Annotated in this window: 12 protein-coding genes; 5 read left to right on the top strand and 7 right to left on the bottom strand. The window is 69.3% G+C overall.

What is annotated here, in order from left to right:
- Positions 1–108 precede the first annotated feature (108 nt).
- Positions 109–585: an SRPBCC family protein gene (locus JYG37_RS26085; protein WP_050012440.1), complete on the top strand. Its 477-nt coding sequence runs from the start codon at positions 109–111 to the stop codon at positions 583–585.
- Positions 586–600: 15 nt separating this feature from the next.
- On the opposite strand, the gene JYG37_RS26080 is transcribed toward JYG37_RS26085, so the two are convergent.
- From JYG37_RS26080 to JYG37_RS26065, 4 genes are all read right to left on the bottom strand, one after another.
- Positions 601–1716, bottom strand: a complete 1116-nt coding sequence (locus JYG37_RS26080; protein ID WP_124555263.1) for an amidohydrolase family protein — start codon at positions 1714–1716, stop codon at positions 601–603.
- 1 nt (position 1717) lies between these two features.
- The gene (locus JYG37_RS26075; RefSeq protein ID WP_050012177.1) at positions 1718–3025 is read right to left on the bottom strand and encodes an MFS transporter; all 1308 of its coding nucleotides are present in this window, start codon (positions 3023–3025) and stop codon (positions 1718–1720) included.
- Positions 3026–3108: 83 nt separating this feature from the next.
- Complete coding sequence (locus JYG37_RS26070) at positions 3109–4401, bottom strand: CaiB/BaiF CoA transferase family protein (protein ID WP_089489864.1); 1293 nt, start codon at positions 4399–4401, stop codon at positions 3109–3111.
- Entirely contained in the window at positions 4398–5384 is a 987-nt protein-coding gene (locus JYG37_RS26065; RefSeq protein ID WP_204383929.1) for a hydroxymethylglutaryl-CoA lyase, read from the bottom strand. Before JYG37_RS26065 ends, JYG37_RS26070 begins: the two co-directional genes overlap by 4 nt.
- A 172-nt stretch (positions 5385–5556) precedes the next feature.
- On the opposite strand from JYG37_RS26065, the gene JYG37_RS26060 reads away from it, so the two are divergent.
- The gene (locus JYG37_RS26060) at positions 5557–6375 is read left to right on the top strand and encodes an IclR family transcriptional regulator (protein ID WP_050012180.1); all 819 of its coding nucleotides are present in this window, start codon (positions 5557–5559) and stop codon (positions 6373–6375) included.
- A 145-nt stretch (positions 6376–6520) separates the two neighbouring features.
- On the top strand, positions 6521–7159 hold the full coding sequence (locus JYG37_RS26055; RefSeq protein WP_089489866.1) for a 2-hydroxychromene-2-carboxylate isomerase: 639 nt from the start codon (positions 6521–6523) through the stop codon (positions 7157–7159).
- 30 nt (positions 7160–7189) lie between these two features.
- On the opposite strand, the gene JYG37_RS26050 is transcribed toward JYG37_RS26055, so the two are convergent.
- Positions 7190–8173 (bottom strand): LysR family transcriptional regulator, encoded by a 984-nt coding sequence (locus JYG37_RS26050; RefSeq protein ID WP_080334160.1) that lies wholly within the window; start codon positions 8171–8173, stop codon positions 7190–7192.
- Between the two features lie 101 nt (positions 8174–8274).
- Here JYG37_RS26050 and JYG37_RS26045 point away from each other — a divergent pair, with 101 nt between their 5' ends.
- Positions 8275–9507: an MFS transporter gene (locus tag JYG37_RS26045; RefSeq protein ID WP_176016286.1), complete on the top strand. Its 1233-nt coding sequence runs from the start codon at positions 8275–8277 to the stop codon at positions 9505–9507.
- Between the two features lie 428 nt (positions 9508–9935).
- Positions 9936–10628, top strand: a complete 693-nt coding sequence (locus JYG37_RS26040) for a phosphatase PAP2 family protein (protein ID WP_089490018.1) — start codon at positions 9936–9938, stop codon at positions 10626–10628.
- A 102-nt stretch (positions 10629–10730) separates the two neighbouring features.
- Here JYG37_RS26040 and JYG37_RS26035 read toward each other — a convergent pair whose 3' ends face one another.
- Positions 10731–11390, bottom strand: a complete 660-nt coding sequence (locus JYG37_RS26035) for a glutathione S-transferase family protein (protein WP_050012185.1) — start codon at positions 11388–11390, stop codon at positions 10731–10733.
- A 126-nt stretch (positions 11391–11516) separates the two neighbouring features.
- On the bottom strand, positions 11517–12587 hold the full coding sequence (locus tag JYG37_RS26030) for a rhodanese-like domain-containing protein (protein WP_050012186.1): 1071 nt from the start codon (positions 12585–12587) through the stop codon (positions 11517–11519).
- Between the last annotated feature and the right edge of the window lie 342 nt (positions 12588–12929).

Raw genomic sequence — 12929 nt, 5'->3', positions numbered from 1 at the left:
CGTGCGGTCATTGCATGCCGCCGCGCTCGCGCCTAGGATTCCTGAAGGAAGCATGACGACACGTCGGGCGCCGGCGTGCACCGTCTCGCACGCTTCGCGGGAGGCGACATGTTGCACACGCACACGCATTCGACCCGGGTCAGCCGGCACCTGAACGCGCCGCGCGGGCGGGTCTACCGCGCGCTGCTCGACCCGCACGCGGTCGAGCAATGGAAAGTGCCCGACGGCATGACGTGCCGCGTGCATGCGTACGACACGCGCGAAGGCGGCGCGCTGCGCGTGTCGCTGAGCTACGACGCGCCGTCGGGCGGCGCCGGCAAGACGACCGCGCACACCGACACCTATCACGGCCGCTTCGTCACGCTCGTGCCCGACGAGCGGATCGTCGAGATCGATGTATTCGAAACCGACGACCCGATGCTGCGCGGCGCGATGACGATCACGATCACGCTGTCCGACGAGGCGGGCGGCACGCGCGTGGACGCGGTGCACGACGGCGTCCCGCCCGGCGTGCCGGCCGCCGACAACGAGACCGGCTGGCAGATGGCGCTGGCGCGGCTCGCGGCGCTGGTGGAAGCCGGTTGACGCCGCGCATGCGCGTCAGCCGAGCCGGTACGCGCGCGTGACCGTGCCGCGAAACAGCGCGTCGCGCTCGTCCGCGCCGGCCTGCGCGGTCAGGCGCTTGAACGCGTTCCAGCCGTTCACGAACGAATACGAGCCCTTGTCGACCGGGAAATTGCCCTCGAACATGCAGCGCCCGGGACCGAACGCGTCGATGCAGGTCATCATCCACGGCTTCCACGCGTCGGCGAGCTGCGTCGACGACGGCGGCTTCGCGCCTTTCTCGAAATCGAACCCGTTGATGCGCATCCCGAGCCCGCCGACCTTCACGTACACGTTCGGCAATTGCGCGAGCGTGCGCATCGACGCCGACCAGCGCGCGAACACCTCCGGTCGCTTGTCCGCATAGCTGCCGATCCGCACGACGCCGCCGCAATGATTGACGATGATCCGCGTGTCGGGGTTCGCTTTCGCGAGTTCGAACAATTCGGGCAACTGCGGGAAGAACAGCCACGCGTCGTACGACAGCCCGAGCGGCGCGAGCTGCGCGACGCCGGCCCGGTACGCGGGATCGAGCAGCAGCCCGCGCGGCACCGCCGACAGCGGATTGGCGAGCGTCGGATCGGCATCCCACGTGCTCAGGTGCCGCACGCCGCGAAACCGTCCGCGCCCGGCTTCGACATGCGCTTCCAGCACGTCGCGCACGCGTTCGCCAAGCCGCAGGTCCGCGTGACCGACGATGCCCTTCGCGACGGCCACCGGGCCGTGCTGCAGCGGCTCGGTCACGCCGGCGACATAGGCCGTCTCGCCCACCGGCTTCAGTTCGGCCGGGCCCGAATCGCGATAACGCGTCTGCGCCTGCATGTAGACGGACGCCTGGATGTTGTGACCCGAGCGCGCGTCCTGCAGATAGTCGTCGAGCAGGTAGATCCAGCCCGGCCGTTCATAGAAGTGATGATGCGCATCGATGATCGGCAGGTCGGGCTCGAGCGCGGGTTCGAGCGCCGACGCGAGCCAGTCGGGACGAACCGCGAGGTAGTTGCTTTGCGTCATGCGTGAAGCTCCATCATGGGCCGCCGTGTCGGCAAACGCAGGCAGCGCGAACGATGCGGCGGCCGCGCCGATCAACCGGCGCCGCGTGATCGAAAAAGTCATGTCATTCGCTCCGGTCGAATGCATACAGCGACAGCGTGAGCAGCGTCGTGATCGCCAGCACGATCGCGAGGCCGAGCATCCCGGCCGTGAAGGTGCCGAAGCTGTCCTTCAGGTAGCCGACGAGATAGGGGCCCGCGAAGCCGCCGAGCGCGCCGATCGAATTGATCAGCGCCAGCCCGCCGGCCGCGGCCTGGCCGGACAGGAAGCGCGACGGCAGCGTGTAGAAGATCGTGCGGCCGGCAATCGTGCCGATCAGCGCGAGCGTGATGCCGACGAGCGCCGGCCCGAGCGTCAGGAAATGCGTCGACACGCCGAGCGCCACCGCGCCGATGAACAAGCCGATCGCCAGGTTCGCGATCGGGCCGCCGCGACGGTCCACCCGCTTCGCCCACCACAGCAGCGCGATCGTGGCGAAGAAGTAAGGCACGGCGGACAGCCAGCCGGTCTGCATCGTCGACATCCCGTGCGCCTTCAGCATTTGCGGCAACCAGATGCCGATCCCGTACGAGCCCATCGTGAAGCCGAACGAGATCAGCGCGAGCACGTACACGCGCACGTCGCGCAGCGCGACGCCGAAGCGCTTCTTGCGGCCGGCCGCCGCGCCGTCGCGCTCGAACGCGCGCTGCAGCGCGGCACGTTCGTCGTCCGACAGCCACGCGGCATTCGCCGGCGAATCGGACAGCAGCTTCAGCACAAGGAAACCAAGTGCGCACGCGGGCAGCCCTTCGACGATGAACATCCACTTCCAGCCGGCGAGCCCGAGCGTGCCGTCGAGCTGCAGCAGCCACGTCGACAGCGGGCCGCCGATCAGCGACGACAGCGGCGTCGACACGGTGAACCACGCGAGCACGCGCGTGCGGTAGCTCGCCGGAAACCACACGGCGAGGAAGAAGATCACGCCGGGAAAGAATCCGGCCTCGCCGATGCCGAGCAGCAGCCGGATTGCGTAGAAACTCGTCGGCCCGGTCGCGAGCGCGGTCGCGGCCGCCATCAGCCCCCACGTGATCATGATGCGGGCGAGCCAGCGGCGTGCGCCGAAGCGGTACAGCGCGAGATTGCTCGGCACTTCGAACACGCAGTAGCCGGCAAACATGATCCCCGCGCCCCAGCCGAACTGCGTCGCCGTCAGCCCGAGATCGCGGTTCATCGTGAGCGCGGCGAACCCGACGCTCGTGCGATCCAGATAGTTGAAGAAGTACGCGAGCGCGAGCAGCGGGATGAAGCGCCACGCGGCCTTGCGCACCGCGCGTTGCTCGATCGACGCGTCGGTGTCGCGATCGGCGGCCAGCGCCGGGGAAGCGGATGTCATGGTTGTCTCCGTGGATGCGGCGATCCTCTGCCGCGCGGCGCGCGGCCGGGACGCCTTTGTTCGTTCGATGAATCGCGGCTGCGCTACGCGCTCGCCACTTCGTTCGCCGACGGCGCACCGCCCGGTCCGTCGCCGTGCGCGGCGACGTCCGCGCCGTACCGCCCCGCGACGACGCCGGCATCGATCAGCGCACGCGCGTCGTCCGGCGTGTAGCCGAGCTCGCCGAGCAGCGCGCACGTGTCCTGGCCGAGCGCAGGCGGCGCCGAGCGCAGCCGCAGGCGTTCGCCCGCGAGCGTCAGCGGCAGCAGCGCGGTGCGCGTGTCGATCGGCCGCCCGGCGCTGCTCGCGTCGGCTGGCAGCGTCACGGCTTCGAGGCCGCCCGTGGCGAGCAGATGCGGATCGTCGAACAGGTCCTGCGGCTTCGTGATCGGCGCATACGGCAGGCCGGTCGATTCGAAGATCGCGCCGATCTCCGCGGCCGAGTACGGCGCGAGCCGCGAACGTAGTTCCGGCAACAGCCATTCGCGCGCCTGCACACGCAGGTTGTTGGTCGCGAGGCGCGGGTCGTCCTTCAGCGCGGCGAGGCCGAACGCATCGCAGAACAGCGCCCACTGCGTATCCGACACGACCGCGAGAAAAATCTGTTCGTCATCCTTGACGGAGAACACGTCGTAGACGGCCCACGCGGAAATCCGGCTCGGCATCGGCGATGCGGCCTGCCCCGTCACCGCGAACTGCATCATGTGCTGCGCGACGAGAAACACGTTGTTCTCGAACAGCGAACTCTGCACCTGCTGGCCGCGGCCCGTGCGCTCGCGCTGCGCGAGCGCGGCCATCGCGCCGATCGCGCCGAACATGCCGCCCATGATGTCGTTCACGCTCGCGCCCGCACGCAGCGGCCGCCCTTCGGGGCCCGTCATGTACGCGAGGCCGCCCATCATCTGCACGACCTCGTCGAGCGCGGTGCGATGCTCGTACGGCCCCGGCAGGAAGCCCTTGTGCGACACGTACACGAGCCGCGGATTCAGCGCGTCCAGCTGCGGGTAGCCGAGCCCGAGCCGGTCCATCGTGCCGCTCTTGAAGTTCTCGCTGAAGACGTCCGCCGTCGCGACGAGCCGCCGCACGATCTCCAGCCCGCGCGGATCCTTCACGTCGACCGCGACGCTCTTCTTGTTGCGGTTGAACATCCCGAAGAAGCCCGCGCCGGACCCGCGCAGCGCCCGCGTGCTGTCGCCCGCGATCGGCTCGATCTTGATCACTTCCGCGCCGAGATCCGCGAGCAGCATCCCGCACGTCGGGCCCATCACCATGTGCGTCATCTCGATCACGCGCACGCCTGCGTACGGCAGTGCGGCAACCGGTTGCCGATCGTTCATCGTGCGACTCCCGCCATGCATCCTTCCGGCTGCGCGGCCGAGGGCACGCGGCCATCCGCATAGCGAAAGCCCTTCGGCAGCCCGGCGTCCGGCACGTGGCCGTACAGCGCGTCGGACGGCAGCGCCGCATGCAGGATCGCGCGCGCGGCGAGCAGCGCGTCGACGTCGACGCCGGTGTCGACTCCCATCGCTTCGAGCAGGAACACGAGATCCTCGGTGACGATGTTGCCGGTGGCGCCCGGCGCATACGGGCAGCCGCCCAGGCCGCCTTGGCTCGCGTCGATCGTCGTCACGCCCACGTCGAGCGCCGCGACGACGTTCGCGAGCCCCTGCCCGCGCGTGTTGTGGAAATGCGCGCCGCCGGCCCTGTCGCCGACTTCGCGTTGCAGCCGCGTGAACAGCCGGCGCACCTGCGCGGGATTCGCATAACCGCTGGTGTCGGACAGGCCGATTTCGTCGACGCCGCATTCGGCCATCGCGACGGCCATCGCGATCGTCTCGTCGTCGGAGACCGCGCCGGCAATCGTGCAACCGAACGCCACCGACACGCCGGCCTCGATCTGCACCGACGGAAACCGCGCGCCGCGCAGCGCGACGATCGCGCGCACCTCGTCGATCATCTGCGCGGGCGTCTTGCGGATGTTGGCCAGCGAATGCGCTTGCGTCACCGAGACCGGCAGCGTCAGCTTGTGCACGCCCGCGTCGAACGCACCCTCGGCGCCGCGCAGGTTCGGCGCGAGCGCGGCGACGTGCAGCCCGGGAATCGCGAGCGCGTGCGCGACGACTTCGCGCACGTCGGCCATCTGCGGCAACAGCGTGGCCGGCACAAACGACCCGACCTCGATCTCGCGCAGGCCGGCCGCGGCCAGCGCGGTGATCCAGCGCAGCTTGGCGGCCGTCGGCATCACGGTCTTGATGCTCTGCAGCCCGTCGCGCGGGCCGACCTCGCTGACCAGCACCTTCGAGTTTTCTGAAACCTTCATTCGATACCCCATCGTTCTATCTGAAAGAACATAGTTCTGTTTGACAGAACTTTAAGCGTGTGTCGAATGGGCGATAAGCGGGGTATACCCGCGGAATCGCGTTTTTCTGGAACTTGAGTTCTGTCAGATAGAACGATATAGTCCGCCGACCATCATTCGAAGGAATCAGGCCGTGCCCAGGAATCCAGCAGATCACGCCGGCGACGCAGCCGATCCGGCGACGGAAGAGGCGTCCAGCGGCGTCGCGGTGCTCGACCGCGCGTTCGCGATCCTCCGTGCGTTCGGCCAGACCGACGACCGGCTGTCGCTCGCCGAGTTGTCGCGCCGCACCGGGCTGTACAAGAGCACGATCCTGCGTCTGCTCGCCGCGCTCGAACATGGCGGTTTCATGCGCAAACTCGACGACGGCCAGTACGCGATCGGGCACGAGCCGCAGCGGCTCGCCGCGCTGTACCAGCGTTCGTTCCGCGTCGGCCCGGTGGTCGAGCCGCTGCTCGAGACGCTGAGCCGCGAACTCGGGGAAACGGCATCGTTCTATGTGCGCCAGGGCGATGTGCGCTCCGTGCTGTATCGCGTCGAGCCCGCGCGGGCGGTACGCGTGTCGATCCGCGTCGGCGAGGAGTTTCCGGTCGGCCAGGGCGCATCCGGGAAGGTGCTGCTGGCCTTCACCGACACGCAGGACGCCCGCTGGAACGACGTGCGCGAACAGCTGTGGGCCGCGTCGTACGGCGAGCGCGACCCGGAAACGGCGTCGGCTTCCGTGCCCGTGTTCGGCGCGGCCGGCGAATGCGTCGGTGCGCTAACGGTATCAGGCCCGAAGTCGCGGCTCGCCGCCGCGCCGGCGATGACGGCGGCGCTCGCGATGCTGCTGCCGCTCGCGCAAAAGGCGACCGTCGCACTCGGCGGCGCGGGCGCGCGCTACGACGCGCCGGCCGTGCGCGACAGTCTCGCGCGGCTCGCATCGTCGGCGGACGACGCCGCCCGGTCGTAGGGAGCCGGTTGCGCGCGGCACGCGATACGGCAGCGCGAAAGACGGCCGCATGCGACACTGGCCGCCGATGCGCGCAGCGCGCCGTTCTCAGGCGACGCACCATGCGTGCAACCGACCACCGGACCCGCCCGAGGAGACCCCCGCGATGAACGCCGCGCGCACCGCCAGCTGGTATTTCGATTTCGTTTCGCCGTTCGCCTATCTGCAGCAGGAACAGTTCGACCGGTTGCCGCCCGCCGCCGCGTTCGAGCCGCGGCCGATCGTGCTCGGCGCGCTGCTCGCGCACTGGGGCCAGAAAGCGCCGGCGGAAATCGCGGCCAAGCGCGTGTTCACCTATCGGCATGCGCAATACCGGGCGGATAAGCTGGGCATTGCGTTCCGGATGCCGCCCGCGCACCCGTTCAACCCGATCAAGCCGCTGCGTCTCGCGATCGCGATGGGCAGCTCGCGCGACGCGATCCGGCGGATCTTCCGGCATATCTGGCGCGACGGCCAGGACGTGTCGACGCCCGCAGGCTTCGCCGCGCTGTGCGAAGCGGTCGGCTTTCCGGAAGGCGTGACGGCCGTCGAGGCTCAGCCGGTCAAGGACGCGCTGCGCGCGAACACGGATCGCGCGATCGCCGAGAACGTGTTCGGCGTGCCGACCTTCGCGCTCGACGGCGACCTGTTCTGGGGCGAGGACGCGACCGACATGTTCGTCGACTGCGCGACGTCGCGCGCGTGGCTCGATTCGCCCGAAGTGCGCCGCATCAGCGCGCTGCCCGAAGGGATCCGGCGCGGCTGACGGCGAGCCGCCGCCACCGCGCCGCCCGCTTCAGCCGTCGCGCCCTTCGACGAGCGCCGGCACCGCCTCCCGCATCATCGCGGCGAACCGCACGAGCCGCGACGGATAGAACTGCGCATGCGGATAAGTCAGGTAGACGGGCAGCGCCGCGGCCTGCCATTCGGGCGCGAGGTGCACGAGATCGCCGCGCGCGAGATCGTCGGCCAGCATCCACGACGATCCGACGCACGCGCCGACGCCCAGCAGCGCCGCGCTGCGCAACGCATACAAGTTCGCGGTCGTGATGCGCGGGCGGATCGGAATGCGTCGCGTGTCGCCGGTGGTCGCATGCGTCAGCGCGAGTTCGGTGCGGTAGTACGTGCGCAACGCGAGCCACGGCAGCGCGGCGAGCGCGTCCGGATCGGCCGGCACGTCGGCGCCGCTCAGCACGGACGGCGCGGCGACCACGAAGCGCGGCACCTTCGTCAGCCGGATCGCGACCACGCCCGGATCGGTCGGTTCGCCGACCTGGATCGCGCAATCGATGCCGCTGCCGACGAAATCGCGCACCTCGTCCTGCAGCAGCCACTCGACCGACACGCGCGGGTAGTCGCGCAGGAACTGCGCGAGCGGCGCAACGAAACGCTGCTGGCCGAACGCGTGCGGCACCGCGACGCGCAGCAGCCCGTCCGGCTCCTCCTGCGCGCCGCGCAAATCGGCCTCGAACGCCGCCCAGCTCGCCAGCAGCTCCTTCGCCTGCTTGAAGCACCGCTCGCCGTCGACGGTCAGCCGCATCGTATGGGTCGTGCGCTGCAGCAGCCGCATGCCGAGCGAATTTTCCAGCGCCTGCAGCCGCCGGCTGATGGTCGGCTGCGTCGTGTGCAACTGCACGGCGGCCGCCGACAGGCTGCCGGCCTCGACTATGCGCACGAAGGTTTCCATCAGCTCGAAACGATAGCCAGCGCCGTCCACCGGCACCGCCTGAATGCGCCGAGACCCGCCAGCAGCGGGAGAGGGAGAGGATTTTTCGGTCATTCGTGGAGCGTATAACAAATCTGCGCCAGGCGGCACTACCGTCGCCGGCCGCGTACCGCCACACTCGCGTCCATCCCATTCTTCAACCCAGGATGTACGCGATGTCCACCCCGACCCGTCTCGACGCCGCGCCCCGCACGGCGCACGCTCCGGCCCGTCCGGCCGCTCATTCGATGCCCGATCGCCGGCTCGTGCTGCTGCTCGCGGCCGCCGCCGGCCTCGGCGTCGCCCCGCTCTACTACGCGCAGCCGATGCTCGGCGCGCTCGCGCCCGATCTCGGCGCGTCGGCGCGGGCGATCGGCTTCGTGCCGACGCTCACGCAGCTCGGCTATGCGCTCGGCATCCTGCTGCTCGCGCCGCTCGGCGACCGCTTCGACCGGCGCCGCGTGATCGTGATCAAGGCCGCGGCGCTGGTCACCGCGTTGCTGCTGGCCGCCGTCGCGCCGTCGCTCGGGCTGCTGCTCGCGGCGAGCTTCGCGATCGGCCTCGCCGCGACGATGGCGCAGGACGTCGTGCCGGCCGCCGCGACGCTCGCGCACGACATGCATCGCGGCCGCATCGTCGGCACGGTGATGACCGGGTTGCTGCTCGGCATCCTGCTGTCGCGCGTCGTGGCCGGATTCGTCGCCGAGACGGCCGGCTGGCGCGCGATGTTCGCGCTCGCCGCCGCCAGCGTCGCCGCGATCGGCGCCGTGGCCGCACGCGGGTTGCCGCGCTTCGAGCCGACCACGCGGCTGCCGTATCGCGCGCTGATCGGCTCGCTCGGCGCGCTGTGGCGCGAGCATTCGGCACTGCGCCGCGCCGCCCTCGCGCAGGGGCTGCTGGCCGTCGGGTTCAGCGCGTTCTGGTCGACCCTCGCGGTGATGCTGCACGGCGCGCCGTTCCACCTCGGTAGCGCGGCCGCCGGCGCCTTCGGCCTCGCGGGCGCCGCCGGCGCGCTGGCCGCGCCGATCGCCGGGCGCCTGGCCGACCATCACGGCCCCGAGCGCGTGACGCGGATCGGGATCGGCATCGCAACGGTGTCGTTCGCGTCGATGGCCGCCGCGCCGCTGATGTCGCCGCATGCGCAGCTCGTGCTGCTCGCGGTCGCGACGATCGGCTTCGATCTCGGCGTGCAGGCCACGCTGATCGCGCACCAGTCGATCGTCTACCGGATCGATCCCGCGTCGCGCAGCCGCCTCAATGCGGTGCTGTTCGTCGGCATGTTCATCGGGATGGCGGCCGGCGCCGCGATCGGCAGTTTGTTGCTCGCGCAACTGGGCTGGAACGCGGTGACCGCGCTGGCCGTCGTGACGTCGCTGGCCGCGCTCGCCGTGCGGGTGTGGCGCAACTGAAGTCGGGCATCGCGTAACATCGGCGGGCAGGCCCACGGGGCTTGCCCGCTTTTTTTTAATTTTTGATCGGCGCGCGCATGACGCTGCGCCGCCCGGCAGATTCGCGCGGCTGTAACGCCGCAATCGTTCATCCGGCGCAAGGTCCGCGCCGACTGACCGAATTGTCCAGTTCACCCAAATATTTTTCCGGCGTCCGTGCACGCGCGCACGCAAACGTCGGACGATTCGTCCCTGCCGCACCACCCGGCGCGCTCCCATCCGGCCCCTCCACCGAACCCCGTTTTATCAGGGGAATCCCGGTATTTTTTCGCATTTTCTTCGAAATAACGGGTGACATACTTGCCCCCCGTTGCGCTCCGTGCGAGCGCGCTTTCCGATCCAGCCGGCCGCCTGTCATGCGCTGCGCGTTCGCCCGGGTCGCACAGGACATGAACAATTTCGACACGACGATCCAGGTCTTCCTCACTCACATGACGTTCGGTCCGTTGATGAATCACGCGATCCGCGTGATCGCGGGCCTCTACACGTTCAAGGGCTTCGTGCTCGTTCCGGTGCTGTGCTGGCTGTGGTTCCAGCCGGGCCCGAACCGCGAGCGGCAACGCGAGCTGGTCGTCGCCACTATCGCGAGCGGGCTCATCGCGCTCGCCGTCGGCCGCGTGCTCGCGCAAGTGCTGCCGTTCCGCGTGCGGCCGATCTACAACCCCGACCTGCACCTGCACTTCCCGTCGGCCGGGTTGCGCGCGGCGACGCTGCAGACCTGGAGTTCGTTTCCGAGCGATCACGCGATGCTGTGGATGGCGATCGCAACCGGCATCTTCATCATCGCGCGCCGCGTCGGCATCGTCGCGCTGCTGTATTCGGTCGTGTTCATCTGCCTGCCGCGCGCGTATCTCGGCTTTCACTATCCGACCGACCTGATCGCGGGCGCCGCGATCGGCATCGCGATCGCATGGCTGCTGACGCGCGACGCGATCCGCGCGCGCTTCGCCCCGCAGGTGCTGGAGATGATCCGGCGCTTCCCCGCGCCGGCCTATACGCTCGCGTTCCTGCTGTGCTTCGAGTTGATCACGCAGTTCGACGAACTGCTGACGCTCGCGCAGTCGGCCACGCGCACGATGTGACGGGCAGACGCGCGATGCTGCCGCTGCTGCTGTCGTTCCGTCGCCCCGGCGCGCGCTGCCGGCCATGCGCGGCCGCGGCACGCCGTGCGACGGCCGCGCCCGTCAGTCGCGATCGGGCGCGCCGAGCGGAAAGAACGAACGATACGGCCGCGCCTCCTCGACCGCGCGCGCAAACGACGGCCGCCCGAGCAGACGCTTGCGGTACGCGATCACGTTCGCGAACGCCGGATCGATCCGGTGCGTCCAGTCCGCATAGAACAGGAACGGCGCCGCGCCGCAATCGGCGAGGCTGAAACGGTCGCCGGCCGCCCATTCGCGATCGGCCATCGTCTTGTCGAGCCACGCATACGACGTGTCGAGCATCGCGCGCGCGTCGGCCACCCCGCGCGCATCGCGCTCGGCTTCCGGCCGCAGCGCATCGAACACGACCTTCTGCTGCGGCGTCGCCACGTAGTTGTCGAAGAAGCGGTCCATCGTCCGCACCTCGAGCGCGGCGTGCGGATCGTCGGGCAGCAGGCGCATGGGGCCCGGATGGTTCAGGCCGAGATACTCGATGATGATCGACGCCTCGATCACCGTGCGGCCCGCATCGACGAGCACCGGGAAGCGCTTCAACGGCCACAGCCTGGTCAGTTCCTGCATCGGCTTCGGATCGTCGTGCGCGAGCACGCGATACTCGAACGGCGTGCCGTTCTCGTACAGCGCGGTCAGCACTTTCTGGCAGTAGGACGAAAACGGATGGGCGTAAAGCGTCGGCATCATCGTGGAGGCTCCTGGGGTTTCGGCGCCGCGTCAGGCGGCGCCGCATGATCGGATACCTTGACGACGCTCGGCGCCCGGCCGTTTCGACATCGGCCCGATATTTTTTTCGACGGACCGCCTGGGCCGCTACGAGCGACCGTCCATCACGACGCGCCCTTCGGCGCGCCAGCGCAGCATCCCGCCGCCGAGATTCGCGACCGCGTCGAAGCCGGCCTTCTTCAGGATCACCGTCGCCTGCGCGGAACGGCCGCCGGCCCGGCACACGGTCACGACCGGACGGTCGCGCGCGACTTCGCCGGTGCGCGCGGCCAGTTCGCCGAGCGGGATCGGCGTCGCGCCCGGCAGATGGCCGAGCGGGCCCGCGAACTCGTCCGGTTCGCGCACGTCGACGACCTGCACGGCCGGCAGATGATCCTCGAGCCATTGCGGATCGATTTCCCAGAAGCCGGCGAACGTGTAGACGAGCGGCGCCCAGTCGGCGGCCGCCTGCGCATCGGGCGCGTTCGCGGCGACGCCGCATTGCAGGTTCGCCGGCACCGCGACGTCGATCTGGCGCGGATGCGCGAGCCCGAGGTTGCGCATGTAGCCGGCGAAATCGTCTTCGCTGAGATCGCCGCCGAGGCGCGGGTTGAAGCGCCGCTCCTCGCCGACGCTCGTCACCGTGAGCCCGCGATAGTCGTGCGCGGGATACAACAGGCACGTGGCCGGCAGCGTGAAGAGCCGGCCGTGCACCGCGCGATACAGCGCGCGCGGGTCGCCCTGCTGGAAGTCGGTGCGGCCGGTGCCGCGGATCAGCAGGCAATCGCCGGTGAACGCCATCGATTCGTCGTCGAGCACGAGGCTGACGCAGCCGCTCGTGTGGCCGGGCGTCGCGCGCACCGTCAGGTAGCGCGCGCCGAACGCGCAGCGCTCGCCGTCGTTCAGGTAGCGGTCGGCCCCTTGCGCGCCGCTCGCGGCCGAGATCGCGATCGCGCTGCCCGTGCGCTGCTTCAGCAGCCACGCGCCCGTCACGTGATCGGCATGCACGTGCGTGTCGACGGTCGCGACGAGCCGCAGCCCGAGTTCGTCGAGCAGCGCAGCGTCGCGGCGCACCTGCTCGAACACGGGATCGATCAGCAGCGCTTCGCGCGATGCGGCGTCGGCGAGCAGATACGTGTACGTCGACGATTGCGGGTCGAAAAGTTGCCGGAAGATCATGGCTCGGTGCTCCGTTGTCGGTTGACCCCGGCTGCCAGGAAAAGGGCACGCCATGGCCGTATCGCCCGTACCGCGCGTCTTTAAAGCGTAGATCAAAACGTGTACCGCGGATGATGAGCGAATAGCGAATTCAAACCGTACTTGCACGACGATTCTGTAGATATATCGATGACGAGTACACGCGATCTGTGACGGACAGCTCTCACTCTAGCCCGGGGGACATACACCACGAGCCCTAGCTATAATCGCGTGGTTGCGCTTTAGCCGCGCCAGGACTGTCGGTGCAAAGAGACACATACTGAGAGAGACCATAATATGAAAAGAATCGCTGCAATCCTGCTC

Origin of the sequence: Burkholderia sp. LAS2 (assembly GCF_018417615.1) — a bacterium.
In the GTDB taxonomy this organism is placed as follows: domain Bacteria; phylum Pseudomonadota; class Gammaproteobacteria; order Burkholderiales; family Burkholderiaceae; genus Burkholderia; species Burkholderia sola.
Note: the sequence above shows the minus strand (reverse complement) of the source record. Positions and strands in the feature narration are given on the sequence as shown.